The sequence below is a fragment of the Buttiauxella selenatireducens genome (genome assembly GCF_031432975.1).
Taxonomy (GTDB): Bacteria; Pseudomonadota; Gammaproteobacteria; order Enterobacterales; family Enterobacteriaceae; genus Buttiauxella; species Buttiauxella selenatireducens.
Window position 1 is genome coordinate 776,443 of the sequence record NZ_CP133838.1, and the last position, 26,354, is coordinate 802,796.

Consider the following 26,354-nt stretch of genomic DNA (forward strand, 5'->3'; position numbering starts at 1 on the left):
CAGGACAACAAACATGTCTAAGATTTTTGATTTCGTAAAACCAGGTGTGATCACTGGTGATGACGTACAGAAAGTTTTCCAGATTGCAAAAGAGAACAACTTTGCTCTGCCAGCAGTTAACTGTGTAGGCACCGACTCTATCAACGCCGTGCTGGAAACCGCTGCAAAAGTTAAAGCACCCGTTATCGTTCAGTTCTCTAACGGTGGCGCTGCATTCATCGCGGGTAAAGGCGTTAAATCTGACGTTCCTCAGGGTGCTGCAATCCTGGGTGCTATCTCTGGCGCACACCATGTTCATCAGATGGCTGAACATTACGGCGTGCCAGTCATCCTGCACACTGACCACTGCGCTAAGAAACTGCTGCCGTGGATCGATGGCCTGTTAGACGCGGGTGAAAAACACTTCGCAGCTACCGGCAAACCACTGTTCTCTTCTCACATGATTGACCTGTCTGAAGAGTCTCTGGAAGAAAACATCGAGATCAGCTCTAAATATCTGGCTCGTATGTCCAAAATCGGCATGACCCTGGAAATCGAACTGGGTTGCACCGGCGGCGAAGAAGATGGCGTAGACAACAGCCATATGGACGCTTCTGCTCTGTACACTCAGCCAGAAGACGTTGATTACGCTTACACCAAACTGAATGCAATCAGCCCACGTTTCACCATCGCTGCTTCTTTCGGTAACGTACACGGTGTTTACAAACCAGGTAACGTGGTTCTGACCCCAACTATCCTGCGTGATTCTCAGGACTATGTTTCTAAGAAACACAACCTGCCGCACAACTCCCTGAACTTCGTGTTCCACGGTGGTTCCGGTTCAACTGCTCAAGAAATCAAAGATTCCGTGAGCTACGGTGTTATCAAAATGAACATCGATACCGACACCCAGTGGGCTACATGGGAAGGTATTCTGAACTACTACAAAGCTAACGAAGCTTATCTGCAAGGCCAGTTGGGTAACCCTAAAGGTGAAGACCAGCCGAACAAGAAATACTACGATCCACGCGTATGGCTGCGTTCTGCACAGACTTCTATGATTACTCGTCTGGAGCAGGCTTTCAAAGAACTGAACGCAGTCGACGTTCTGTAATTTGAAGCAGTAAATGCTTGAATCAAGCCCGCCTCGTGCGGGCTTTTTTTTTGCAATGTTGAGAGGGCAATCGTTTTTATCCCAACAATTATTATTGAAATATTTCAGCGGATTCATTTTTATTATTTCATCGATCAAATCGTATACATAACTATTTAAATAAACAGTAATGACTTTTGCATTAATTATTTTTTAAAAATAACAAGATTATTTTAATATATTGAAATAAGCCTAAGATAAATCTTCTCTTGCTATTGTAAAAAACAGCATAAACAGCGCCTTAATTAAGCTTATATGTTTAAATTATCTCCATAACTTAATTTTATTAGGGCGCACAAGGTTGATATTCATCATGTTAAAGGCAAATAGTGATTTTATAACTATATGTTTTTAAATGGTATTTTTTGATTGTTTGCTTTGCGTGCAACGGTGAGTCGAGTATTTGTGAGTCAAGCCACATAACATCTACAGTGCAATTCGTTATGATCTGCTGCATGGAACATTAATTAGGTGCAGAACTTCATGGACAATAATACATTACCTAAAACACAACAGTTGCTTGTCTTTCAGGAAGTGGTGAGGAGTGGTTCATTTGGTTCTGCTGCAAAACAACTTAGTTTGACTCAGCCAGCGGTCAGCAAAATTATCAGTGATATGGAAGCCTATTTTGGCTTAGAACTGATTATCAGAAAAAACACCGGTGTAATATTAACTGAAGCAGGAAAAGTGCTACTGACTTATTCAGAATCCATCACACGTGAACTGACAAACCTGTGTAGCGAAATGAATCGAATGGTAGGTAACAGCGTGGTCGACGTATCGTTCGGTTACCCTTCTTTGATTGGTTTTACTTTTTTGCCTGGGATGATGAAAGAGTTTAAAGAGGTTTTCCCGCAGGCACAGGTTTCGATGTTTGAAGCCCAATTATCCTCTTTCTTACCTGCTATCCGTGATGGTCGTCTGGATTTTGCCATTGGCACATTGAGCGATGAAATGCTGCTACAGGATTTGCATATCGAACCGCTGTTTGAGTCGGAATTTATTCTGGTGGCAAACCGAACACGGGCGATTCAAGGGACGAAAACACTCAGTGAGCTGGCTCAAGAGCAATGGGTGTTACCGCAAACGGAAATGGGATATTACAGTGAGCTTCTCACCACGCTACAAAAAAATAATATTAAAAGCGAAAACATTGTTAAAACAGATTCAGTCGTCACCATTTATAATCTCGTATTGAATGCCGATTTTCTGACTGTTATTCCACGAGACATGATTTCACCGTTTGGGTCCAACTTATTTATTAAAGTCCCCGTTGAAGATAAATTACCCATCGCTCGCTATGCTGCCGTGTGGTCTAAAAACTATAGTATTAATCAATCAGCAGCAACATTAGTTGAGCTTGCAAAAAAACATTCATTACGTAGCAGATTCCAATTTAATCAATTAACTGAAGTTGCTTGATTTAATTCAGTGATTGATAACGAATTCTATAAATAATTTCAAGTGATAATTTAATAATATTGTCACCACCCCTATTTTTGTTTTTAAATGTTGAGGTCAACATGCATATCGACTATGAACTTCCTGTCACTATTATTGATGTACTTGAAGCAAAAAAAAGACTGACTGGTTATATCTATAAAACAGGAATGCCACGCTCTAATTATCTTAGCGAATGCTGCAAAGGTGAAATATTTTTAAAGTTTGAAAACATGCAGCGTACAGGTTCATTTAAAATACGTGGCGCTTTTAATAAACTCAGCTCGTTAACTGAAGAAGAAAAAAGCAAAGGTGTTGTGGCGTGTTCTGCAGGTAACCACGCGCAGGGGGTTTCATTATCCTGTGCCATCCTGGGAATTAATGGCAAAGTGGTAATGCCGAATGGCGCACCTAAATCTAAAGTGGCCGCCACATCTGACTACTCTGCACAGGTGGTGATGCACGGCGATAACTTCAACGATACTATCGCTAAAGTGAGCGAAATCGTTGAAATGGAAGGGCGCATCTTTATCCCACCGTATGATGATGAAAAAGTGATTGCAGGCCAGGGGACAATTGGCCTGGAAATCCTTGAAGATTTATACGACGTCGACAACGTGATTGTGCCCATTGGCGGCGGCGGATTAATTGCAGGCATTGCGTTGGCGATTAAATCCATTAACCCGACAATCAATATCATCGGTGTTCAGGCAGAAAACGTTCATGGTATGGCGGCATCATTCTATAAAGGCGAATTAACGTCACATCGTACTTCAGGTACTTTAGCGGATGGTTGTGATGTCTCCCGTCCTGGTCGCATCACCTTTGAAATTGTCAAGAAATTGGTCACTGATATTATTTTAGTCAGTGAAGATGATATTCGTAATAGCATGGTTGCGTTAATTCAACGTAATAAAGTCGTCACAGAAGGTGCGGGGGCATTAGCCACTGCAGCATTATTAAGCGGTAAATTAGACCATTATATTAAAGGGCGTAAAACAGTTAGCCTTATCTCTGGTGGAAATATCGACCTTTCTCGCGTTTCGCAGATTACAGGCTCAGCAGATATTTGATATATTCGCATGCTTCAAGTTTCATGTGCGTTGGCTGCTCTCGCTCGTCCCAGGAACTCACTTTAGTCAGTTTCTGGGGATCATCTTCTTTGCCGCCGTCCTGCAACTCGAATTATTTAGAATATAAAATTACTTAAGGAATTTAATCATGAGTAATGTAGATACCACTGTTATTGGTCAAAAAGTTACATCGCAATGGCGAAAATCTGATACCACATGGACATTAGGTTTATTTGGAACGGCTATCGGTGCTGGGGTTTTATTTTTCCCTATTCGTGCAGGTTATGGCGGTTTAATTCCAATTCTCATCATGTTGTTTCTTGCCTTTCCGATAGCATTCTACTGCCACCGTGCGCTTGCTCGTCTGTGTCTTTCCGGCAGCAATCCTTCAGGAAATATCACTGAAACGGTAGAAGAGCATTTTGGTAAAACCGGCGGTGTGGTGATTACCTTCCTGTACTTTTTCGCCATCTGCCCGTTGTTATGGATTTACGGCGTCACGATAACCAATACGTTCATGACGTTCTGGGAAAATCAGCTCCAGCTTATGCCGCTTAACCGTGGTGTAGTGGCGTTGTTCCTGCTGCTGTTGATGGCTTTTGTTATCTACTTTGGCAAAGATCTTATGGTCAAGGTCATGAGCTATCTGGTGTTCCCATTTATCGCCTGCCTGGTCTTGATTTCCGTATCGCTGATCCCTTACTGGAACTCTGCGGTTATCGATCAAGCCAGCCTCAGTGATATTTCGTTTACCGGAAGCGATGGCATTCTGGTGACCGTATGGCTGGGCATTTCCATCATGGTCTTCTCCTTTAACTTCTCACCGATTGTCTCCTCGTTCGTGGTTTCCAAACGTGAAGAGTATGAGAGTGAGTTTGGCCGCGAATACACCGAAGACAAATGCTCCAAAATCATCTCCCGCGCCAGTATGCTGATGGTTGCCGTTGTCATGTTCTTTGCCTTCAGCTGCCTGTTCACGCTGTCACCACAGAATATGGCTGAAGCGAAAGCACAAAACATTCCGGTGCTTTCCTACCTCGCGAACCACTTCTCATCGATGACGGGGACAAAATCGACCTTCGCAACCTCGCTCGAATATGGCGCGTCGATTATTGCGCTGGTGGCAATCTTCAAATCCTTCTTCGGCCACTACCTCGGTACGCTGGAAGGGCTGAACGGTCTGATCCTCAAGTTCGGTTACAAAGGTGATAAAACGAAAGTTTCTGGTGGTCGCCTCAACCTTATCAGCATGATTTTCATCATGGGTTCAACCTGGGTTGTCGCTTACGCGAACCCGAACATCCTCGATTTAATTGAAGCGATGGGGGCACCGATTATCGCATCACTGCTTTGCTTGCTGCCGATGTATGCCATTCGCAAAACACCTGCACTGGCAAAATATAAAGGAAAAACAGAAAACATTTTCGTCACCGTCATTGGTTTGCTGACCATTCTTAATATTGTCTACAAGCTGCTCTAGTTATTTACACTTCATATCAAAAATAATTCGAGTTGCATGGACGTAGCCAACGCACATGCAGCTTGAAGTATGACGGATATACTCAGGATGAGTGGAATTTAAAAATGAATGATTACCCAGTAGTGTTGACGATTAACTGTGGTTCTTCTTCGGTTAAGTTTTCAGTGTTAGATGCAGAAACTTGCGATGTACTTTTATCTGGAATTTGTGAAGGTATTAATACTGAGAAAGCATTTATAACCGTCAATGATGGAGAGCCTATTATTCTGGCTCACCAGAATTATGAAGAAGCGTTATCTGCAATAGCGGCTGAACTGGAGATTCGGAATTTAATCGATAGCGTCGCTTTTGTTGGCCACCGTATTGCCCACGGCGGATCTTTATTTAGTGAGTCAGTATTAATTACCGACGAGGTTATAGAACAAATTCGTCAGGTTTCACCTTTGGCTCCGTTACACAATTATGCCAATTTACATGGAGTGGAATCAGCGCGGCTTCGCTTCCCGGGTATTCCACAGGTCGCGGTATTCGATACCAGTTTCCATCAGACCCTGAAGCCTGAAGCTTATCTGTACGGTTTACCGTATCGCTACTTTGAAGAATACGGGGTGCGCCGTTATGGATTCCATGGCACGTCGCATCGCTATGTTTCTCAGCAAGCACGCGAGTTACCCGGTCTGGAATCAGCAAACTCGGGGTTGGTGATTGCTCACTTAGGAAATGGGGCTTCGGTTTGCGCGGTGCAAAATGGCGAAAGCGTTGATACCTCGATGGGGATGACGCCGCTCGAAGGGCTGATCATGGGCACGCGTTGCGGTGATGTGGACTTTGGTGCAATGGCCTGGCTTGCCCGCCAAACTGAGCAATCAATGGATGACCTGGAACAGGTCGTCAATAAAGAATCCGGGCTATTGGGGCTTTCAGGAATATCGTCAGATTTACGTACTCTGGAAAAAGCCTGGCATAACGGCGATGTGCGTGCGCAATTAGCCATTAGAACATTTGTCCATCGAATAGCCCGAACTATAGGTGCACATGCCGCTTCGTTAAATCGTTTTGACGGCGTTATTTTTACCGGTGGTATCGGTGAGAACTCAATACTTATTCGTCGCCTGGTGGCAGAACGTTTACGCGTTTTCGGTATTGAATTGGATATTGAGAGAAATAACCAATCTAATCGAATAGGGCAGCGAATTATTTCCAGTGACTTCTCACCCATCGTTTGTGCGGTAATTCCAACTAACGAAGAAAAAATGATAGCGCTTGATGCCCTGCATTTAGGTAGAGAATGCCATATTGCTGAATACGCCTAATATACCCGTCATACTTCAAGTTGCATCTTTGTTGGCTGCATTCATTCACCGGCATCACTTACTTGAGTAAGTTCAGCGGGATTCACTCACTTGCCGCCTCAATGCAACTCGAATTATTTTGGGTATATATTAATAATGTGCTTTAAAGGAATGAAGTAATGAATGTGGATATTGATATTACCAACGATAATTATTCCCATGCCTGGCAACAATTTTCAGGCGACGAATGGAAAAAGACCATTAATGTTCGGGATTTTATTCAGCAGAACTATACCCCGTATGAAGGTGATGAATCATTCTTAGCGGGAGCTACGCCGGCGACCACCGCGCTGTGGGAAAAAGTGATGGATGGCATTCGCATCGAAAATGCCACTCACGCACCCGTCGATTTCGATACCAATATTGCCACGACGATTACTGCACATGCCCCCGGTTATATCGTTAAAGAGCATGAAAAAATCGTAGGCTTACAAACCGACAAGCCGCTGAAACGCGCCTTACATCCGTATGGCGGCATCAACATGATCAAAAGCTCGTTTGAAGCCTATGGTCGTGAAATGGACCCTGATTTCGAATACCAGTTTACTTCGCTGCGCAAGACGCATAATCAAGGCGTCTTTGATGTTTACTCACCGGATATTTTGCGTTGCCGCAAATCGGGCGTATTGACCGGCTTGCCTGATGGTTATGGACGTGGCCGCATTATTGGCGACTATCGCCGCGTGGCGCTGTATGGCATCGCGTATTTAGTGAGGGAGCGTGAATTGCAGTTTGCTGACCTACAGAATCAGCTCGAGCGGGGTGAAAAGCTTGAGGATGTCATCCGCCTACGTGAGGAGTTATCGGAGCATCGCCGTGCCTTGCTGCAAATTCAGGAGATGGCGGCAAATTACGGCTTTGATATTTCGCGGCCGGCGAGCAATGCACAGGAAGCATTACAGTGGCTCTATTTTGCCTACCTGGCCGCAGTGAAATCGCAAAATGGCGGAGCGATGTCACTGGGACGCACGACCACCTTTATCGATATTTATATCGAACGCGATCTCAAAGCGGGCTTGTTGACAGAGCTTGAGGCGCAAGAGTTAGTCGATCATTTCATCATGAAGATCCGTATGGTGCGTTTCCTGCGCACACCGGAATTTGACTCACTGTTCTCAGGCGATCCAATTTGGGCGACTGAAGTTATTGGCGGTATGGGGCTTGATGGACGTACGCTGGTCACCAAAAATGCGTATCGTTATTTGAACACTCTCTACACCATGGGGCCTGCGCCAGAACCTAATCTGACTATCTTGTGGTCTGAAGCGTTACCGAAGCCATTCAAAGTCTATGCGGCCAAAGTTTCTATTGAAACCTCGTCATTACAGTACGAAAACGACGACCTGATGCGTTGTGATTTTGACAGTGATGACTACGCCATTGCCTGCTGCGTCAGCCCAATGGTAATAGGTAAACAGATGCAGTTCTTTGGGGCGCGTGCCAACCTGGCAAAAACCCTGCTGTATTGCATCAACGGCGGTATGGATGAAAAGCTAAAAATCCAGGTTGGGCCGAAAATGCCGATGCTTCTGGACGATGTGCTGGACTATGACAAGGTGATGAGCAGTCTGGATCACTTTATGGACTGGCTGGCCACGCAATACGTGACTGCGCTTAATCTCATCCATTACATGCATGACAAATATAGCTACGAAGCGTCGCTGATGGCGCTGCACGACAGGGATGTTTATCGCACCATGGCGTGTGGGATTGCCGGTTTGTCAGTCGCGGTGGATTCGCTTTCCGCCATTAAGTACGCCACGGTGAAACCGGTGCGTGACCATAGCGGCCTGGCGGTTGATTTCGTGATTGAAGGTGAATACCCGCAATACGGTAATAATGACGATCGTGTTGATGCCATAGCCTGCGATCTGGTTGAGCGCTTTATGAAGAAGATCCAGGCGCTGCCAACGTATCGCAACGCGGTGCCGACGCAATCGATCCTGACGATCACTTCAAACGTTGTTTATGGACAGAAAACCGGAAACACACCGGATGGTCGTCGCGGCGGAACGCCATTTGCTCCTGGCGCGAACCCTATGCACGGAAGGGATCGTAAAGGTGCCGTTGCGTCATTAACCTCCGTGGCTAAACTTCCGTTTAGCTATGCGAAGGACGGCATCTCTTATACCTTCTCAATTGTGCCAGCGGCACTGGGGCGAGATGATGCGGTACGCCAATTAAACCTGGTGGGCCTGCTGGATGGTTATTTCCATCATGATGTGAAAACCGAGGGTGGGCAGCATCTGAACGTGAACGTGATGAACCGCGAAATGCTGATGGATGCCATTGAACACCCGGAAAATTATCCGACGTTAACCATTCGTGTTTCCGGTTACGCGGTGCGCTTTAATGCGTTAACGCGCGAGCAGCAGCAGGATGTTATTTCGCGAACCTTCACACATTCGATTTAATTTCTCGTCCTGAAATTAACGAAATTTGTGTTCCACTTTAAAGCCCGCCTTGTGCGGGCTTTTGCATTCTTTGATCATTTTTGTGACAAAGTTGGCATATTCTGTTGTTTTGTTTACGCTTTAAAGTCTCTGATGTGCCTTTTGGGCGCGGAATTTTGGTAATCACAAGGTAGAGTGAATGGAAGATCTCAACGTAGTAGACAGTATTAATAATGCCGGAGGCTGGTTGGTGCGCAACCAGGCGTTACTGCTGAGCTATGCGGTCAACATTGTGGCGGCGATTGCGATTATTATCGTCGGGATGATCGTGGCCCGTATCGTGTCCAACGCCATCAACCGTGTGATGGTAGCGCGTAATATTGACGCCACTGTGGCTGATTTCCTTTCTGCTCTGGTGCGTTACGGCATTATCGCCTTCACATTAATTGCCGCATTGGGACGCGTGGGCGTACAAACGGCGTCAGTCATTGCCGTTCTGGGTGCCGCGGGCTTGGCCATCGGTCTGGCGCTACAAGGTTCGCTCTCTAACCTGGCAGCAGGCGTACTGCTTGTCACCTTCCGTCCATTCCGTGCCGGGGAATATGTCGATCTCGGGGAATTGCGGGCTCGGTACTTAATGTGCAGATCTTCTCCACCACGTTACGCACCCTGGATGGCAAAATTGTCGTCGTGCCAAACGGGAAAATTATCGCCGGTAATATTATTAACTTCTCCCGCGAACCGATGCGCCGTAACGAATTTATCATCGGCGTGGCATACGATTCGGATATCGACAAGGTTAAGCAGATTTTAACCGACATCATCACCAGCGATGAGCGTGTACTGAAAGACCGCGAAATTACGGTACGACTCAATGAACTGGGGCCGTCATCCATTAACTTTGTGGTGCGCGCCTGGAGCAACAGCGCTGATTTGCAGGATGTCTATTGGGATGTGCTGGAACGTATCAAAAAAGCGCTGGATGCCAACGATATTGGGATCCCACATCCGCAGATGGATGTGAATTTCAAACGTGTTAAACAACAGCCTGCGCAAGAGTGATTTTTCAGGGCCAGTTTCGGCTGGCCCTGGTTTTATTAGCAATACTTATAAACCATTAAAATTATCCATTTCCTCTAATAATTTTTCCCCACTACACTCTTCTCAAATCGCTAAATATTGAAGAGTGAATCATCGTGTTATCTTATTTTTTTCAAGGTCTTACATTAGGCGCGGCATTAATTTTGCCACTTGGGCCGCAAAACGCTTTTGTCCTGAACCAGGGAATTCGTCGCCAATACCATCTGATGATTGCCTCGCTTTGTGCAATCAGTGATTTGCTGCTGATTTGTGGTGGGATCTTTGGTGGTAGTGCGTTGCTGATGCAGTCGCCCTGGCTGTTGGCAATTGTGACCTGGGGCGGCGTGGCATTTTTGCTTTGGTACGGTTGGGGCGCACTGCGTACCGCTTTGAGTAGTAGCGTGGAACTGGCATCAGCGGAAGTTTTGAAGCAAGGGCGCTGGAAAATTGTCGCCACAGTGCTGGCCGTTACCTGGCTTAATCCGCATGTTTATCTGGATACCTTTGTGGTGTTGGGCAGTCTTGGCGGGCAATTGGCTGATGAACCTAAACGCTGGTTTGCATTGGGGACAGTGAGTGCGTCGATCCTTTGGTTCTATGGCCTCGCACTTCTCGCCGCCTGGCTTGCACCACGTCTGCGCACAGCTAAAGCGCAGCGCATGATTAATGGGGTTGTCGGATTGGTGATGTGGTTTATCGCATTACAGCTGGCTCACGATGGTGTTCGCCATATTTCCTCTCTGATGGGTTAATTCGCCTTAATCTGATAGACAAGTTACCATTACACGCTAAGCTTGCTGCCTGACGTCCGTGTATTCTGCGGGCGTAATGACAGTGGAATGTAGCATGGAGGAAATACAGTGAAGTTGAAAACCCTGGCATTAGCCGCTTTGGTGGGATTAGGTTCTTTTTCGGCAATGGCCGGAGAGCTGCCAAATGGTCCGCATATCGTGACATCCGGCACCGCAAGCGTGGATGCTGTTCCTGACATTGCCACGCTCGCTATCGAAGTCAATGTGTCTGCTAAAGATGCAGCATCGGCTAAAAAACAGGCTGATGACCGCGTTGCACAGTATCTGACCTTCTTACAGCAAAGTGGTGTCGAGAAGAAAGACATCAACGCTGCCAACCTGCGTACCCAACCAGAATATGAATATCTGAAAGACGGTAAAACACAGCTGAAAGGTTATCGTGCTGTGCGTCAGGTCGATGTCACACTCCGTAAACTCGACAAAATGAATGAGTTACTCGATGGCGCGCTCAAAGCGGGTCTTAACGAAATTCGTTCTGTATCGCTTGGCGTAGCAAACCCTGAGCAATACAAAGATAAAGCGCGTAAAGCGGCTATCGACGATGCCAGCCGTCAGGCGAAACTGTTAGCCGAAGGCTTTAACAGCAAGTTGGGTCCGGTGTATAGCGTGCGTTATCACGTATCTAACTATCAACCCGCGCCGATGGTACGGATGATGAAAGCCGATGCAGCGCCGCCGGTTTCAGCTCAGGATACCTACGATCAGCAGACGATTCAGTTTGATGACCAGGTTGATGTGGTGTTTGAACTGGGAAGTGCTGCGGCTCCGGCTGCACAGTAAATCATCGATATCTGGGGTGGATAACGCAAAAGTTTATCCACCCGACATAACAAAAAGGTCGCTATAGATGAGCGGCCTTTTTTTATTCAGCATCCTGTCGCAACACTTTGTGCCCATATTCCAGCAGCGCGTCTGTGACATTACGCATCATACGGCTTTCTGGAGCAAAGCGGTGCCAATACAACATCCGGCGCTGCATAAGGCCAGGTGTCAGGTCAATCAACTCGCCGCTTTTCAGCTCTCTTTCTATTTGCAGATGCGGGATCATGCAACATGTGGTGCCCTGACGCGCTAATTGTACAAACGCTTCCGATGAGTTAACGATGTGGCACGGAACGCTACCCGGCGACAAATCGAAATTCTGCTGCAAGAACGCCTGGTGCATGTCGTCGAGATGGTCGAACGCCACGGCAGGTGCTTTCAGCAATGCGGAACGCGTGACGCCATTGGGGAAATAACGCGCCGCAAAATCTTTCGAACCGACAAACAGATAATCCAGCGCACCCAGTCTATCGACCAGACAACTTGGTAACGGCTGTGGCTGAATGGACACCGCGCCGACCACTTCACCGCGACGCAGACGTTCCTGAGTTCGGGTTTCATCTTCAACCTGAAGGTTCAGACGAATAGGGGAGTCGGCCAGAACTGGCGCTAATGCTGGCAGCAACCAGGTTGCCAGACTGTCGGCGTTGACCGCAAGTGATAACAACAGCGGTGTGGAACCGGTTTGTTCATCGCCCAACCACTCTTCTTCAAGCAGTTCTACCTGACGCAATAATGCCAGTAACTTTTGCCCCTGCTCGGTTGGACGAGGGGGAACAGTGCGCACTAACAATGGCTGGCCGAACATATTTTCCAGTTGCTTGATTCGTTGCGAGACTGCGGATTGAGTAATACAGAGTTTTTGCGCTGCGCGCTCAAACCCTCGTTCACGAATCACGGCATCCAACGCCTGTAGCGTTCTATAGTCCGGGCGTTTCATTGTTGTTTGCTAACTCCTATTTTTGTTATGGCTGCACTATGACATAAATTTGCCGCTGATCCAGACCAAATCAGCAAAGTTCGTCCGAGTTCTGTGCCATTCGTGGGACATTTTTTGGCTGCTTGTTCTATAATGCGCGTCAGTTTTCACAGCACAGGCAAATAACCATGACGCAGGATGAACTGAAAAAAGCAGTCGGCTGGGCAGCATTACAATACGTGCAACCAGGCACTATCGTGGGTGTGGGTACCGGCTCAACCGCCGCACACTTTATTGATGCTCTTGGAACTATCAAACACCAGATTGAAGGTGCCGTTTCTAGCTCCGACGCTTCCACCGCCAAACTGAAAAGCCTTGGTATCACGGTTTTCGATCTCAACGAAGTCGATACGCTCGGGATCTATGTCGATGGTGCCGATGAGATCAACGGCCAGATGCAAATGATCAAAGGCGGCGGTGCAGCACTCACCCGCGAAAAGATCATTGCGTCTGTCGCGGAAAAGTTTATTTGTATCGCAGATGCGTCCAAGCAGGTGGGTATCCTGGGCAATTTCCCATTACCTGTTGAAGTGATCCCAATGGCACGCAGTTGCGTAGCCCGTGAACTGGTTAAACTGGGCGGTCGCCCTGAATACCGTCAGGGTGTGGTAACGGATAACGGCAACATCATTCTCGATGTTTACGGCCTCAGCATCGTTGAGCCAATCGCGCTGGAAAATGCGATTAACGGCTTGCCGGGCGTAGTGACCGTTGGGCTGTTTGCTAACCGCGGCGCTGATGTTGCGTTGATTGGTACTGCCGATGGCGTGAAAACCATTGTGAAATGATCGAGTGGGGCGTTTCATGCGCCCCATAACCACATAAAAAAAGACAAAATAATCTAACGGCAAATTTGGTGACATATGTCACATTATTACCAACTGCCTGTTATTCGTTCCTGGTTCTCTCTCCTGTTCAGTATTTTGTGCTGCCCACCGCCACTTATTCCCTTTTTGCTTAGCAGACTGCGCAATCGTTTATATTGCCCCGCCCGTAATTTTTGATATTTTGGCAGAAGGGTGTCTTATCACACAGCACAACATCAGTACTAAAAATAGGGTCGGGAAATGGCAAAAGTATCACTGGATAAAGACAAGATTAAATTCCTGCTGGTGGAAGGCGTACACCAGAAAGCCGTGGATAACCTACGTGCGGCAGGCTATACCAACATCGAATACCATAAAGGTGCGCTGGACAGCGATGCCCTGAAAGAGTCGATCCGTGATGCGCATTTCATCGGTCTGCGTTCCCGTACTAACTTAACTGAAGATGTTCTGGCAGTGGCTGAAAAGCTGGTGGCCGTGGGCTGTTTCTGTATTGGTACTAACCAGGTTGATCTGGATGCTGCCGCGACACGTGGCGTACCGGTATTTAATGCCCCGTTCTCGAACACGCGTTCTGTAGCGGAATTGGTTATTGGCCAACTGCTGTTACTGCTGCGTGGCGTTCCAGAAGCAAACGCCAAAGCACACCGTGGTGTCTGGAATAAGCTGGCGGTTGGTTCTTACGAAGCGCGCGGTAAAAAACTCGGCATTATTGGTTACGGTCATATCGGAACTCAGTTGGGTATTCTGGCTGAAGCGCTGGGGATGCACGTCTATTTCTATGATATCGAGAACAAACTGACGCTGGGCAACGCAACCCAGGTTCAACACCTCTCTGACTTGCTCAATATGAGCGATGTGGTGAGTTTGCATGTGCCTGAAAACGCATCGACCAAGAACATGATTGGTGCAAATGAACTGGCATTGATGAAACCGGGTGCGTTACTGATCAACTGTGCACGCGGTACGGTTGTTGATATTCCTGCTCTGTGTGATTCGCTGGCGCGTAAACATCTGGCAGGTGCAGCTATCGACGTCTTCCCAACCGAGCCTGCAACCAACAGCGATCCATTCACTTCGCCACTGTGCGAGTTCGACAACGTGATCCTGACTCCTCACATTGGCGGTTCAACTCAGGAAGCGCAGGAAAACATCGGCCTGGAAGTGGCTGGCAAGCTGGCGAAATATTCCGACAACGGTTCTACCTTGTCTGCGGTGAACTTCCCTGAGGTTTCTTTGCCGTTACACGGCGGAAGCACCAGCCGTTTATTGCATATTCACGAAAACCGTCCGGGTATTTTGACCGCGCTGAACCAGATTTTTGCCGATCAAGGCATCAACATCGCCGCACAGTACCTGCAAACGACGCCGAAAATGGGTTATGTGGTCATTGATGTAGATGCTGAAGAAGATGTTGCTGAGGCTGCGCTGAAATCGATGAAGGCGATTCCTGGCACTATCCGCGCTCGACTGCTTTACTAATTTGTTGCATGAGGACCCCGTTCGGGGTCCTCTGATAGTGTGTTTCCTGCATTGAATTTCCTCCCTATCCATCCGATAGTAGCGTTTTTAGCTACACGGCCAATGACATGACCATTCGATTTTCGACCCGATTAATTCTGCTCGGCGCAGGTATTCTTTTGTTGATTCTTGCTTATACGGGAAGCCATACCCACGACAGGGTAACCTGGTTGCTGGAAGTGCTGCCGGTGATCATTATTATCCCACTGCTTTTAGCTACCCATTCGCGTTACCCGCTGACCCCGCTTCTTTATACGTTGATTTTCTTCCACGCAATTATTTTGATGATTGGCGGTTTGTATACCTATGCAAAAGTGCCTATTGGCTTTGACGTGCAAGAGTGGTTTGGCCTGAGCCGCAACCCTTACGATAAGCTAGGGCATTATTTCCAGGGGCTGGTTCCGGCACTCGCCGCGCGGGAAATACTGATTCGTGGCGGCTATGTTCAGGGGCGCAAAATGGTCGCTTTCCTGGTCTGCTGCGTTGCGCTGGCGATTAGCGCGATGTATGAGCTGATTGAATGGTGGACGGCGCTGGGATTGGGGCAGGGTGCGGATGATTTCCTGGGGACACAAGGTGACCCGTGGGATACGCAATCAGATATGTTCTGCGCACTGCTGGGGGCTTTGACGAGCGTTCTATTATTAGGATACTGGCATACGAAGCAGTTAAATCAGTTACGCAGGAGCTGATATTTTACTCATTGCGCGACATGTGAACCTTCTCCCTGGCTTGGGAGAAGGGGATTACCACTCCCAAAGCTGCGACGGTGTGACTACCGCAGGCAAGGGGATATCCCACTCTTCAGCAGGTAATGCAGGAACGTGCTGGCAATCATGTGCCAGCCCAACCGGCCAGACCCCATGCTTCTGCCAATTCTGCAAGGTCCTGTCGTAGAAACCGCCACCCATTCCTAACCTTTGCCCTTGCTCATCGAACGCCACTAATGGTGTGATAAGCACGTCCAGTTTATCCAGTGGCAATACGTCACGGACATCAAGCTTCGGCTCAAGGATTTTTAGACGATTCATCACTAAATGGCTGTTTTCCGCATACCGTAGAAACAGCAAATTGCCTTTACTGAACGGGTGAAGCACGGGGAGATACACGGTTTTCTCGGCTCGCCACAACGCACGAATGAGTGGCGTGGTATCCAGTTCGCCATCAAAAGACAAAAACAGAGCGACCGTACTTGCGTCGGATACGGGCTGATAAGCCAGCATTCGTTCGGCTGCAAGATGAGCAAAGTGTTGTTGTTCAGTTGGAGTGAGCGCCCGGCGACGTTGCCGAATATGCTGTCGAATTTCTTGACGAAGTGAAGGAATTAACTGAATTTTTGTCATAAGGATGACTGATTGGTAGAAAGAGGGAATCTCCGAGATGCCGCCGCAGGCTGTAACCCTTGAACCCTTGGTTCAAGGTGAATGCAGCGTCAGAATCATCAGGCTTCTCGGACGGACCGAGCATGCTCACAGAATCTGGAGCACCACATTCTTGTGGTATGAAATATCGGCTCAGGGGACTGGCCCGCATGCAAACATCTCAGAGAAATTTGGTCTTCAAAGTCACTCTACCATAGGTAACTGTGAAGTGTTATTCAAAATTTGGACCCTGTCTTTCAGTTATGCGACCTTGCTCAAGCAACGCTTGTTCGATGGTCTGCTGTAACATCCGAATACGCTCTTCCATATTGGCTGCGTAGTCACGGGTTTTCGATTTTTCCTGAGCCAGCTCATAGCAAATGTTCAGTGCTGCGATGAAAACTAGCTGCTCAGTATTTGTGACTCTAGTGCGAACTTTTAAATCTTGCAACCGCTGATCAAGCTCCTGGGCCGCAAGATTCAGTGCATCCTGTTGTTCAGGCGGACAATTCACGCGCAATGAACGACCGAAAATTTGGATATCGACTGGTTGTGCAGACATGCCACCTTCCTGCTGTTAACTCGCCTGCCTTCGTTAACCGTGCCTGGTAACGAAAGGGGCGTCACTATAGCTACCCCGTAATGAAGATACAAGCCCTTTTCTGGTGCCTCGAGGTCCCTGGTGGTAGCATAACATGAACTATCCCTGCCAACGATGGCGAATGCGCATGTCTATACAGAACACAATGCCTGACTACGACTTAGTCGGCCAATTATTGCTCCAACAAGGTGTAGGTCTGACGGCCTCAGAAATGCACGGCTTAATCAGTGGAATGCTGTGCGGTGGCAACAAAGACACCAGTTGGCAACCGCTGCTTCATGACCTGACAAACGAAGGCTTAGCCTTTGGTCAAAACCTTGCGGATACCCTGCGCCAGATGCACGGCGCAACTGGCGATGCGCTGGAAGATGACGGTTTTCTGTTCCAGCTTTATCTGCCAGATGGTGACGACGTATCGGTGTTTGACCGTGCAGATGCGCTGGCGGGCTGGGTTAACCACTTCTTGCTTGGCCTGGGTGTGACCCAACCTAAGCTTGATAAAGTCACTGGCGAAACCGGCGAAGCGATCGACGATTTGCGTAACATCGCGCAGTTGGGCTACGACGAAGACGAAGATCAAGAAGAGCTGGAAATGTCGCTCGAAGAGATCGTCGAGTACGTGCGTGTTGCAGCACTGCTGTGCCATGACACCTTTACTCGTCCTGTCCCGACGGCGCCAGAAGTGCGCAAACCAACTTTACACTAAAAATAATAAGCTTCAGGAGGTGTGATGACTCAGCACGAATTTCTCCGGCGCCGCCAGGCGTTGTTGGCCAAAATGGCTCCGGCAAGCGCCGCGCTCATCTTCGCTGCTCCCGAGGTAACACGCAGTGCAGACAGCGAATACCCGTATCGCCAGAACAGCGATTTCTGGTACTTCACGGGTTTTAACGAGCCAGAAGCGGTACTGGTGTTGATTAAAAGCGATGAAACGCACAATCACAGCGTTTTGTTTAACCGTCTGCGCGATAAAACCGCTGAAATCTGGTTTGGCCGCCGTCTTGGTCAGGAAGCGGCACCTGAAAAACTGAGCGTAGATCGCGCGCTGGCGTTCTCTGAAATCGGTGAACAACTGCCTCAATTACTGAACGGGTTGGATGTGGTGTATCACGCGCAGGGTGAATACGCTTATGCCGACACCCTCGTTTTTGCCGCTCTTGATAAGCTCCGCCGTGGTTCACGCCAGAATCTTAGCGCGCCGGCAACACTGACTGACTGGCGACCAACGGTTCACGAGCAGCGCCTGTTTAAATCGGAAGAAGAGATCGTCGCGCTGCGTCGTGCAGGCGAGATCAGCGCACTGGCACATACCCGCGCGATGGAAAAATGCCGTCCCGGGATGTTTGAATATCAGCTTGAAGGTGAAATCCTTCATGAATTTAACCGCCATGGTGCGAGATTCCCCTCTTACAACACCATCGTAGGCAGCGGCGAAAACGGCTGTATTTTGCATTACACCGAAAACGAGAGCCAAATGCGCGCCGGTGATTTGGTGTTGATCGACGCCGGTTGCGAATACAAAGGTTATGCCGGTGATATCACCCGCACCTTCCCGGTGAGCGGCAAATTTAGTGCGCCGCAGCGGGCGATTTACAACATTGTGCTCGAATCCCTGGAAACCGCGCTGCAACTTTATCGCCCAGGCACGTCGATGCAGGAAGTCACCGCGCAAGTGGTACGCATTATGGTTACAGGCCTGGTGAAGCTTGGCATTCTCCACGGCGAAGTCGATAAGCTGATTGCGGAAAATGCTCACCGTCCGTTCTTTATGCACGGTCTGAGCCACTGGTTGGGGTTAGATGTACATGATGTCGGCGGTTACGGCCCGGATCGTTCGCGCGTACTTGAGCCAGGCATGGTGATTACGGTTGAACCCGGTTTGTACATCGCGCCTGATGCGGATGTTCCTGTCGAGTACCGTGGTATTGGGATTCGTATTGAAGACGATATTCTTATCACCGCAAACGGAAACGAAAACCTGACCGCCAGCGTCGTGAAATCGGCAGACGATATCGAAGCGTTAATGGCGGCGGCGCATCAGTCATGAGCGTGATTATTGTTGGTGGAGGGATGGCTGGGGCAACGCTTGCGTTGGCGATTTCCCATTTGACCCACGGTAAGTTGCCGGTTCATTTAATTGAAGCGTCAGCCCCTGAATCTGCGGCGCATCCTGGTTTTGATGCCCGCGCTATCGCTATTGCCCAGGGCACCTGCCAGCAATTAACTCGCATTGGTGTGTGGCCTGCTATTAAAGATTGCGCGACCGGGATTACTTCCGTTCATGTCAGCGATCGCGGCCATGCCGGGTTTGTTACGCTGGAGGCCAGTGATTACCAGATCCCGGCATTGGGGCAGGTAGTGGAATTGCACGATGTGGGTTTGCGTTTATTTGCCCTGCTGCGCAAAACACCTGGTGTGACATTGCATTGCCCGCAGCGAGTCGCTTCTTTTACCCGTGAAACCGATAAAGTCAGCGTTCAGCTTGATAACGGTAAACTTCTTGAAGGCAAACTGCTGGTGGCGGCAGATGGTTCCCGTTCGTCACTTGCCACACAGTGTGGCATCACCTGGCAGCAACAGGATTACCGGCAGATTGCGATTATCGCCAACGTTGTTACTTCGCAACCCCACAATGGGCGGGCGTTTGAGCGCTTTACCGAACACGGCCCGCTGGCGATGTTGCCAATGTCTGATGGACGTTGTTCGTTAGTGTGGTGCCATCCGCAAGACGCACAGGCTGATATCGCCCAGTGGGACGATGAGCAGTTCTGCAATGAGTTGCAGCGTGCGTTTGGCTGGCGGCTCGGGCGAATCACATTTGCCGGTGTGCGTAAGCACTATCCATTAGCACTGACGACGGCTTCGCAGTCGGTTTCGCATCGCGTGGCGCTGGTGGGGAATGCCGCACAAACCCTTCATCCGATTGCGGGGCAGGGTTTTAACCTGGGTTTACGTGATGTGATGTCACTGGCTGAAAATTTGGCGACAGCGCACGAATTATCTCAGGACATTGGCAGTTATGCTGTTTTGGCTGATTATCAGCAGCGCCGTAGCGAAGATAAAATGGCGACCATCGGTGTGACAGATGGGTTAGTTCAGTTGTTCGCTAACCGTTGGGCTCCGCTGGTGGTGGGGCGTAATCTGGGACTGATGGCGATGGAACATTTTACTCCGGCACGTGATGTGCTGGCACAGCGCACGCTGGGTTGGGTTGCGCGTTAAATTATGCGTCAGTAAGGTTTACAGGAGAGTCAATTTGCAAAGCGTTGATGTGGCAATTGTTGGTGGTGGTATGGTTGGTCTGGCGGTTGCCTGTGGCCTGCAAGGGAGTGGTTTGCGTGTTGCGGTACTGGAGAACCATCTGCCACAACCGTTGGCACCTGAATCTGCGCCAGCATTGCGTGTCTCGGCCATCAATGCCGCTAGTGAGAAATTGCTGACCCACCTTGGCGCCTGGCCGAAAATCATCGCCAGCCGCGCGAGTTGCTATCACGGCATGGAAGTGTGGGATCAGGACAGCTTCGGGCATATAGCATTTGATGATAAATCCTTTGGCTTCAGCCACCTTGGCCACATTGTAGAAAATGCGGTGATTCATCATGCATTGTGGCAACGCGCTGAGCAGTGCAGTGATGTCACGCTGATGGCACCGGTCGAATTGCAACAAGTCGCCTGGGGTGAAAAGGAAGCGTTCATTACGCTCAAAGATGGCGCAATGCTGACGGCGCGTTTAGTTGTCGGGGCTGATGGCGCAAACTCGTGGCTTCGCAATCAGGCCGATATCCCGCTGACGTTTTGGGATTATCGCCACCATGCGCTGGTGGCCAACATTCGTACTGCTGAACCTCACCAGGCGGTTGCCCGTCAGGTTTTCCATGGCGACGGTATCCTGGCTTTCTTACCGTTAAGCGACCCGCATTTATGCTCAATCGTCTGGTCGCTTCCCCCGCTGGAAGCCGAACGTATGCAACAGGTGAGTGCTGAAGAATTTAATCAGGCGTTGTCTGTCGCATTCGATCTGCGTCTGGGTTTGTGCAGCGTAGAAAGTGAACGCCAGACGTTCCCGCTGACAGGCCGCTATGCACGTAGTTTTGCAGCACATCGACTGGCTCTGGTTGGCGATGCCGCCCACACCATTCATCCGTTGGCCGGGCAGGGCGTGAATCTGGGCTTTATGGACGCCGCTGAACTGATTGATGAAGTCCGTCGTTTGCATCGTCAGGGTAAAGACATTGGGCAGCATTTGTACCTGCGCCGCTACGAGCGTAGCCGTAAACACAGTGCGGCAATGATGCTCGCCAGCATGCAGGGGTTCCGCGACCTGTTTGCCGGAAACAACCCCGCGAAAAAACTGCTGCGTGATATCGGTCTGAAGCTGGCGGACACCCTTCCTGGTGTAAAACCGCAGTTAGTTCGTCAGGCGATGGGTTTGCACGATCTGCCTAATTGGTTGCGCTGATTTATTCTGATAACCACGTCACATTTCCCTTTTCGCATACAGAAAAGGGAAACGCTCTCCTCATTTGAAAAATTCTAATCTTACCCACTATCTCGGATTACTTTTTCTCATCCCACGTTTTTTCTAATGTAGTGAATTTGTTTCTGAAATGGTCGTAAATGTTAGCTAACGCTAAATTCTGGCTTAAACACTTCTTGTTTATGTGTGGTTAATCGCATTTTTGTAGTCGAATACTCTGCATCATTCGCTCCTGATTTTGGTCATAACCTAATGCCATGACCGTTTGTGCCTTATGGTTAAGTCCCCCATTCAATGGTAAGTTCAGACAAAAGGTAACGTTTGCGTCGCTATCGTGATCGGTGGCGATGTTGGGTTTCGTCTGACGAACGGAAAAGCGAATAGCGCTTTTCAACCAGATGGTTAAAGAGGAAAAAATGACTCAAAAGACCCCTTTGTTTGAACAGCACAATATCTGCGGTGCGCGAATGGTGGATTTCCATGGCTGGATGATGCCATTGCACTATGGGTCGCAGATTGATGAACACCATGCTGTGCGCAACGATGCCGGTATGTTTGATGTTTCACACATGACCATTGTTGATCTTAAAGGCAGCCGTACCCGCGAATTCCTCCGTTATTTAGTCGCAAACGACGTTGCCAAACTGACCCAGCCGGGTAAAGCCCTCTACACCGCAATGCTCAACGCTTCCGGCGGTGTTATCGATGACCTGATTATCTATTTCCAGACTGAAGACTATTTCCGCCTGGTGGTGAACTCCGCCACTCGTGAGAAAGATCTGGCCTGGATAATCCAACATGCCGAACCGTATTCTGTTTCTGTCACCGTGCGTGATGACCTTTCGCTGATTGCCGTTCAAGGGCCAAACGCTAAGGCAAAAGCCGCGCAGCTCTTCACAGAAGAACAACGTAATGCTGTTGCTGGCATGAAGCCATTCTTTGGTGTTCAGTCAGGCGATCTGTTTATTGCGACAACCGGTTACACCGGTGAAGCCGGTTACGAGATTGCCATGCCGAATGAAAAAGCTGCCGAGTTTTGGGCGCATCTTTTCGAGATTGGTGTGCAACCTTGCGGTCTTGGTGCGCGCGACACGTTACGTCTGGAATCAGGTATGAACCTGTATAGCCAGGAAATGGATGAGAGCATTTCTCCTCTGGCCGCGAATATGGGTTGGACCATTGCCTGGGAGCCAGAAGATCGTGATTTCATTGGTCGCGAAGCACTGGAACTCCAGCGTGAGAAAGGAACCGACCAGCTCGTTGGTTTGATCATGACGGAAAAAGGCGTATTACGTAATGAGCTGCCTGTTCGTTTTACCGATGCATCAGGCAACATCCATGAAGGCGTAATCACCAGCGGGACTTTCTCTCCGACATTGGGTTACAGCATTGCTTTGGCTCGCGTACCAGCGGGCATTGGCGAAACGGCCATTGTGCAAATCCGTAACCGAGAAATGCCGGTAAAAGTCACTAAACCTATTTTTGTTCGCGGCGGTAAAGCTGTCGCGCAGTGAATTTCGAAATCAGGAGAACAACAATGAGCAATGTGCCGAACGAATTGAAATACAGCAAAGAACACGAATGGCTGCGTAAAGAAGCTGATGGCTCTTACACCGTAGGTATTACCGAGCACGCGCAAGAGTTGCTGGGTGACATGGTGTTTGTTGACCTGCCAGACGTTGGCGCAACAGTAAGTACTGGCGATGATTGCGCCGTGGCTGAATCTGTAAAAGCGGCATCTGACATTTATGCACCGATCAGCGGCGAAATCATCGCTGTAAACAATGAACTGAGCGATACGCCAGAGTTGATCAACAGCGAGCCGTACACCGCAGGTTGGATCTTCAAAATCAAAGCAAGCGACGAGTCTGAACTGGACGGTTTGCTGGACGCTGCGGCGTATGAAGCGCTGTTAGAAGATTAATAACCGACACCAAATCAGTCCCCTCTCCCCTTGGGAGAGGGTTAGGGTGAGGGAAAAATTAGCGAATCCCCCCTTACCCCGGCCCTCTCCCTTCAAGGGAGAAGGGGAAAACACCTCAGGAATCATCGCTCATGACCCAGTCTTTACGTCAGCTTGAAAATCACGAAGCGTTTGTCGACCGTCACATTGGACCGAACGCACAACAGCAACATGAAATGCTGGAAACAGTGGGCGCTCGTTCGTTGAATGAATTGATAGCCTCTATCGTTCCTGCTGATATCCAGCTTGCTGAGCCACCACAGGTGGGTGAGGCTGCTACCGAATTCGCGGCCCTGGCTGAATTAAAGACCATTGCCAGCCGTAATAAGCGTTTTAAAACGTATATCGGCATGGGTTACACCGCGGTACAAACTCCGCCGGTTATCCTGCGTAACATGCTGGAAAATCCAGGTTGGTACACGGCATACACGCCGTATCAGCCAGAAGTATCACAAGGCCGTCTCGAAGCGTTGCTTAACTTCCAACAAGTGACGCTGGATTTGACGGGGCTGGATATCGCATCGGCTTCTTTGCTGGACGAAGCGACCGCTGCCGCAGAAGCCATGGCAATGGCAAAGCGCGTCAGCAAACTGAAAAACGCTAACCGTTTCTTTGTTGCCGCTGACGTACATCCGCAAACGCTGGATGTTGTCCGCACGCGTGCTGAAACCTTCGGCTTTGATGTGATTGTCGATGACGCCGCGAAAGTGCTGGATCATCAGGATGTGTTTGGTGTGCTGCTGCAACAAGTTGGCACCACCGGCGACGTTCATGACTACAGCGCTCTGATTACCGAACTGAAACAACGCAAAGTCATCGTGAGTGTTGCCGCTGACTTAATGACGCTGGTTCTGTTAACTGCACCTGGCAAACAAGGTGCTGACATCGTATTTGGTTCCGCACAGCGTTTTGGCGTGCCAATGGGTTACGGTGGCCCTCATGCTGCATTCTTTGCCGCACGTGATGAATTCAAACGCTCCATGCCTGGCCGTATTATCGGTGTATCACGCGATGCTGCTGGGCGTACTGCGCTGCGCATGGCGATGCAAACTCGCGAGCAACATATCCGCCGCGAAAAAGCGAACTCCAACATTTGTACTTCCCAGGTTCTGCTGGCAAACATTGCCAGCCTGTATGCGGTATTCCACGGCCCGGCTGGCCTGAAACGCATTGCTGGGCGCATTCATCGTTTGACCGATGTTCTGGCCGCTGGCCTGCAACAAAAAGGTTTGGTGCTGCGTCACAAACATTGGTTCGACACCCTATGTGTTGAAGTGACCGATAAAGCTGCCGTGCTGGCACGTGCTGAAGCGAATGAAATCAACTTGCGCAGTGACATTCTGAACGCGGTTGGTATCACGCTGGATGAAGCGACCACGCGTGAAGATGTGCAGGCACTGTTTAGCGTGCTGCTGGGTGACAACCACGGTCTGGACATTGATAAGCTCGACCAAAACGTGGCGGGCGATAGCCTGTCGATCCCAAAAGCGATGCTGCGTGAAGACGAATTCCTGACGCATCCGGTATTTAATCGCTACCACAGCGAAACCGAAATGATGCGCTACATGCACTCACTTGAGCGCAAAGATCTGGCGCTGAACCAGGCGATGATCCCGCTGGGTTCTTGCACCATGAAGTTAAACGCTGCGGCTGAAATGATTCCTATCACCTGGCCGGAATTCGCTGAGCTGCATCCGTTCTGCCCGGCAAATCAGGCGGAAGGTTATCATCAGATGATCTCCCAGCTTTCTGACTGGCTGGTGAAACTGACGGGTTACGATGCGCTTTGCATGCAGCCAAACTCTGGCGCGCAAGGTGAATACGCAGGCCTGCTGGCTATTCGTCGTTATCACGAAAGCCGTAACGAAGGCAGCCGTAACCTGTGCCTGATCCCAAGTTCCGCACACGGCACTAACCCTGCGTCCGCCCAAATGGCTGGCATGGAAGTCGTGGTCGTAGCCTGTGATAAACAAGGCAACATTGATCTGCACGATCTACGTGCAAAAGCTGAGCAAGCGGGTGATGCACTGTCCTGCATCATGGTGACCTATCCGTCAACTCACGGTGTGTATGAAGAGACGATCCGCGAAGTCTGCCAGATCGTTCATCAGTTCGGCGGCCAGGTTTACCTGGATGGCGCGAACATGAACGCTCAGGTGGGGATCACCTCTCCAGGCTACATCGGCGCAGATGTTTCGCACCTTAACCTGCATAAAACCTTCTGCATTCCTCACGGCGGCGGCGGTCCAGGTATGGGACCTATCGGCGTGAAAGCACACCTGGCTCCGTTCGTGCCAGGCCACAGCGTGGTGCAGATTGAAGAGATGTTGACTCAACAGGGCGCTGTTTCTGCGGCACCGTTTGGTAGTGCTTCCATTCTGCCAATCAGCTGGATGTATATCCGCATGATGGGCGCGCAGGGGCTGAAGAAGGCAAGTCAGGTGGCTATCCTGAATGCTAACTATATTGCAACGCGCCTGAAGTCGGCTTTCCCGATCCTCTATACCGGCCGTAGTGGGCATGTGGCGCACGAATGTATTCTCGACATTCGCCCACTGAAAGAAGAAACCGGTATTAGCGAACTGGATATCGCTAAGCGACTGATTGACTTCGGTTTCCATGCGCCAACTATGTCGTTCCCGGTTGCGGGTACGTTGATGGTTGAACCAACCGAATCCGAAAGCAAACTGGAACTGGATCGTTTTATCGATGCGATGCTGACTATCCGCACTGAAATCGACCGTGTTGCACGTGGTGAATGGCCGCTGGAAGATAACCCGCTGGTTAACGCCCCGCACACACAGGACGAAATCGTGGCTGATTGGGGACATCCATACACTCGCGAACTGGCAGTGTTCCCGACAGGCCATGGCAACAAATACTGGCCGACCGTGAAGCGCCTTGATGATGTATTCGGCGACCGTAATCTGTTCTGTTCTTGCGTGCCGATGAGCGAATATCAGTAACGTCTAAAAACAACCCTCACCCTAACCCTCTCCCTGATGGAGAGGGGATTGCACGGTTTTCTCCCTCTCCTGTGGGAG

21 protein-coding genes, 1 other RNA gene and 1 pseudogene are annotated in these 26,354 nt (G+C 49.4%); 19 read left to right on the plus strand and 4 right to left on the minus strand.

Annotated elements, in window-relative coordinates; all coding sequences use genetic code 11:
* The first annotated feature begins 13 nt into the window (after window positions 1–13).
* The 9 genes and pseudogenes from fbaA to RHD99_RS03665 all read left to right on the plus strand — a co-directional run bounded on the left by fbaA (window position 14) and on the right by RHD99_RS03665 (window position 11,542).
* Window positions 14–1,093 (plus strand): class II fructose-bisphosphate aldolase, encoded by a 1,080-nt coding sequence (gene fbaA, locus RHD99_RS03625; RefSeq protein ID WP_270143061.1) that lies wholly within the window; start codon window positions 14–16, stop codon window positions 1,091–1,093.
* A gap of 522 nt (window positions 1,094–1,615) precedes the next feature.
* Window positions 1,616–2,554, plus strand: a complete 939-nt coding sequence (gene tdcA / locus RHD99_RS03630; protein ID WP_183270589.1) for a transcriptional regulator TdcA — start codon at window positions 1,616–1,618, stop codon at window positions 2,552–2,554.
* Window positions 2,555–2,655: 101 nt separating this feature from the next.
* On the plus strand, window positions 2,656–3,645 hold the full coding sequence (gene tdcB, locus RHD99_RS03635) for a bifunctional threonine ammonia-lyase/L-serine ammonia-lyase TdcB (protein WP_183270872.1): 990 nt from the start codon (window positions 2,656–2,658) through the stop codon (window positions 3,643–3,645).
* Window positions 3,646–3,793: 148 nt separating this feature from the next.
* Window positions 3,794–5,125, plus strand: coding sequence for a threonine/serine transporter TdcC (tdcC, locus tag RHD99_RS03640; RefSeq protein WP_270143066.1), 1,332 nt, complete (start codon window positions 3,794–3,796; stop codon window positions 5,123–5,125).
* A gap of 104 nt (window positions 5,126–5,229) precedes the next feature.
* The gene (tdcD, locus tag RHD99_RS03645; protein ID WP_309877473.1) at window positions 5,230–6,438 is read left to right on the plus strand and encodes a propionate kinase; all 1,209 of its coding nucleotides are present in this window, start codon (window positions 5,230–5,232) and stop codon (window positions 6,436–6,438) included.
* Between the two features lie 158 nt (window positions 6,439–6,596).
* Entirely contained in the window at window positions 6,597–8,891 is a 2,295-nt protein-coding gene (pflB, locus tag RHD99_RS03650) for a formate C-acetyltransferase (protein WP_309877474.1), read from the plus strand.
* A gap of 178 nt (window positions 8,892–9,069) precedes the next feature.
* A pseudogene (gene mscS / locus RHD99_RS03655) lies at window positions 9,070–9,932 on the plus strand (small-conductance mechanosensitive channel MscS).
* Window positions 9,933–10,066: 134 nt separating this feature from the next.
* Window positions 10,067–10,702 (plus strand): arginine exporter ArgO, encoded by a 636-nt coding sequence (argO, locus tag RHD99_RS03660; protein ID WP_309877476.1) that lies wholly within the window; start codon window positions 10,067–10,069, stop codon window positions 10,700–10,702.
* A 108-nt stretch (window positions 10,703–10,810) separates the two neighbouring features.
* Window positions 10,811–11,542, plus strand: a complete 732-nt coding sequence (locus RHD99_RS03665) for an oxidative stress defense protein (protein ID WP_309877477.1) — start codon at window positions 10,811–10,813, stop codon at window positions 11,540–11,542.
* 82 nt (window positions 11,543–11,624) lie between these two features.
* On the opposite strand, the gene argP is transcribed toward RHD99_RS03665, so the two are convergent.
* A complete protein-coding gene (gene argP, locus RHD99_RS03670) occupies window positions 11,625–12,524 on the minus strand; it encodes a DNA-binding transcriptional regulator ArgP (protein WP_309877478.1) in 900 nt (299 codons plus the stop codon).
* A 167-nt stretch (window positions 12,525–12,691) separates the two neighbouring features.
* On the opposite strand from argP, the gene rpiA reads away from it, so the two are divergent.
* From rpiA to RHD99_RS03685, 3 genes are all read left to right on the plus strand, one after another.
* On the plus strand, window positions 12,692–13,351 hold the full coding sequence (gene rpiA, locus RHD99_RS03675) for a ribose-5-phosphate isomerase RpiA (protein WP_183270581.1): 660 nt from the start codon (window positions 12,692–12,694) through the stop codon (window positions 13,349–13,351).
* Window positions 13,352–13,630: 279 nt separating this feature from the next.
* Window positions 13,631–14,869 (plus strand): phosphoglycerate dehydrogenase, encoded by a 1,239-nt coding sequence (serA, locus tag RHD99_RS03680; RefSeq protein ID WP_183270580.1) that lies wholly within the window; start codon window positions 13,631–13,633, stop codon window positions 14,867–14,869.
* Window positions 14,870–14,976: 107 nt separating this feature from the next.
* Complete coding sequence (locus RHD99_RS03685) at window positions 14,977–15,600, plus strand: DUF2238 domain-containing protein (RefSeq protein ID WP_309877479.1); 624 nt, start codon at window positions 14,977–14,979, stop codon at window positions 15,598–15,600.
* Window positions 15,601–15,654: 54 nt separating this feature from the next.
* Here the strand turns inward: RHD99_RS03685 and RHD99_RS03690 are convergent, their stop codons facing one another.
* The 3 genes from RHD99_RS03690 to zapA all read right to left on the minus strand — a co-directional run bounded on the left by RHD99_RS03690 (window position 15,655) and on the right by zapA (window position 16,831).
* Window positions 15,655–16,251, minus strand: coding sequence for a 5-formyltetrahydrofolate cyclo-ligase (locus RHD99_RS03690; RefSeq protein WP_309877480.1), 597 nt, complete (start codon window positions 16,249–16,251; stop codon window positions 15,655–15,657).
* Window positions 16,252–16,276: 25 nt separating this feature from the next.
* A non-coding RNA gene (gene ssrS / locus RHD99_RS03695) (6S RNA) lies at window positions 16,277–16,460 on the minus strand.
* Window positions 16,461–16,501: 41 nt separating this feature from the next.
* Window positions 16,502–16,831 (minus strand): cell division protein ZapA, encoded by a 330-nt coding sequence (gene zapA, locus RHD99_RS03700; RefSeq protein WP_183270577.1) that lies wholly within the window; start codon window positions 16,829–16,831, stop codon window positions 16,502–16,504.
* Between the two features lie 166 nt (window positions 16,832–16,997).
* On the opposite strand from zapA, the gene RHD99_RS03705 reads away from it, so the two are divergent.
* The 7 genes from RHD99_RS03705 to gcvP all read left to right on the plus strand — a co-directional run bounded on the left by RHD99_RS03705 (window position 16,998) and on the right by gcvP (window position 26,276).
* Complete coding sequence (locus RHD99_RS03705; protein ID WP_309877481.1) at window positions 16,998–17,576, plus strand: YecA/YgfB family protein; 579 nt, start codon at window positions 16,998–17,000, stop codon at window positions 17,574–17,576.
* A gap of 24 nt (window positions 17,577–17,600) precedes the next feature.
* Complete coding sequence (pepP, locus tag RHD99_RS03710; protein WP_309877483.1) at window positions 17,601–18,917, plus strand: Xaa-Pro aminopeptidase; 1,317 nt, start codon at window positions 17,601–17,603, stop codon at window positions 18,915–18,917.
* Window positions 18,914–20,092, plus strand: coding sequence for a 2-octaprenyl-6-methoxyphenyl hydroxylase (gene ubiH / locus RHD99_RS03715; RefSeq protein WP_309877484.1), 1,179 nt, complete (start codon window positions 18,914–18,916; stop codon window positions 20,090–20,092). The genes pepP and ubiH overlap by 4 nt, the downstream gene beginning before the upstream one ends.
* A gap of 34 nt (window positions 20,093–20,126) precedes the next feature.
* Window positions 20,127–21,329 carry an FAD-dependent 2-octaprenylphenol hydroxylase gene (gene ubiI / locus RHD99_RS03720; RefSeq protein WP_309877485.1) on the plus strand — a complete coding sequence of 401 codons (1,203 nt, stop codon included), beginning with the start codon at window positions 20,127–20,129 and terminating at the stop codon, window positions 21,327–21,329.
* Window positions 21,330–21,763: 434 nt separating this feature from the next.
* Window positions 21,764–22,861 (plus strand): glycine cleavage system aminomethyltransferase GcvT, encoded by a 1,098-nt coding sequence (gene gcvT / locus RHD99_RS03725; RefSeq protein ID WP_309877487.1) that lies wholly within the window; start codon window positions 21,764–21,766, stop codon window positions 22,859–22,861.
* Between the two features lie 23 nt (window positions 22,862–22,884).
* A complete protein-coding gene (gene gcvH / locus RHD99_RS03730) occupies window positions 22,885–23,271 on the plus strand; it encodes a glycine cleavage system protein GcvH (RefSeq protein WP_183270571.1) in 387 nt (128 codons plus the stop codon).
* Between the two features lie 131 nt (window positions 23,272–23,402).
* Window positions 23,403–26,276: an aminomethyl-transferring glycine dehydrogenase gene (gcvP, locus tag RHD99_RS03735; protein WP_309877489.1), complete on the plus strand. Its 2,874-nt coding sequence runs from the start codon at window positions 23,403–23,405 to the stop codon at window positions 26,274–26,276.
* Window positions 26,277–26,354: the final 78 nt, after the last annotated feature.

Bases quoted from the DNA above. Each gene is read 5' to 3' on its own strand.
- fbaA (WP_270143061.1), top strand. From the start codon at position 14: ATGTCTAAGATTTTTGATTTCGTAAAACCAGGTGTGATCACTGGTGAT.
- tdcA (WP_183270589.1), top strand. From the start codon at position 1,616: ATGGACAATAATACATTACCTAAAACACAACAGTTGCTTGTCTTTCAG.
- tdcB (WP_183270872.1), top strand. From the start codon at position 2,656: ATGCATATCGACTATGAACTTCCTGTCACTATTATTGATGTACTTGAA.
- tdcC (WP_270143066.1), top strand. From the start codon at position 3,794: ATGAGTAATGTAGATACCACTGTTATTGGTCAAAAAGTTACATCGCAA.
- tdcD (WP_309877473.1), top strand. From the start codon at position 5,230: ATGAATGATTACCCAGTAGTGTTGACGATTAACTGTGGTTCTTCTTCG.
- pflB (WP_309877474.1), top strand. From the start codon at position 6,597: ATGAATGTGGATATTGATATTACCAACGATAATTATTCCCATGCCTGG.
- argP (WP_309877478.1), bottom strand. From the start codon at position 12,524: ATGAAACGCCCGGACTATAGAACGCTACAGGCGTTGGATGCCGTGATT.
- rpiA (WP_183270581.1), top strand. From the start codon at position 12,692: ATGACGCAGGATGAACTGAAAAAAGCAGTCGGCTGGGCAGCATTACAA.
- serA (WP_183270580.1), top strand. From the start codon at position 13,631: ATGGCAAAAGTATCACTGGATAAAGACAAGATTAAATTCCTGCTGGTG.
- RHD99_RS03685 (WP_309877479.1), top strand. From the start codon at position 14,977: ATGACCATTCGATTTTCGACCCGATTAATTCTGCTCGGCGCAGGTATT.
- RHD99_RS03690 (WP_309877480.1), bottom strand. From the start codon at position 16,251: ATGACAAAAATTCAGTTAATTCCTTCACTTCGTCAAGAAATTCGACAG.
- zapA (WP_183270577.1), bottom strand. From the start codon at position 16,831: ATGTCTGCACAACCAGTCGATATCCAAATTTTCGGTCGTTCATTGCGC.
- RHD99_RS03705 (WP_309877481.1), top strand. From the start codon at position 16,998: ATGTCTATACAGAACACAATGCCTGACTACGACTTAGTCGGCCAATTA.
- pepP (WP_309877483.1), top strand. From the start codon at position 17,601: ATGACTCAGCACGAATTTCTCCGGCGCCGCCAGGCGTTGTTGGCCAAA.
- ubiH (WP_309877484.1), top strand. From the start codon at position 18,914: ATGAGCGTGATTATTGTTGGTGGAGGGATGGCTGGGGCAACGCTTGCG.
- gcvT (WP_309877487.1), top strand. From the start codon at position 21,764: ATGACTCAAAAGACCCCTTTGTTTGAACAGCACAATATCTGCGGTGCG.
- gcvH (WP_183270571.1), top strand. From the start codon at position 22,885: ATGAGCAATGTGCCGAACGAATTGAAATACAGCAAAGAACACGAATGG.
- gcvP (WP_309877489.1), top strand. From the start codon at position 23,403: ATGACCCAGTCTTTACGTCAGCTTGAAAATCACGAAGCGTTTGTCGAC.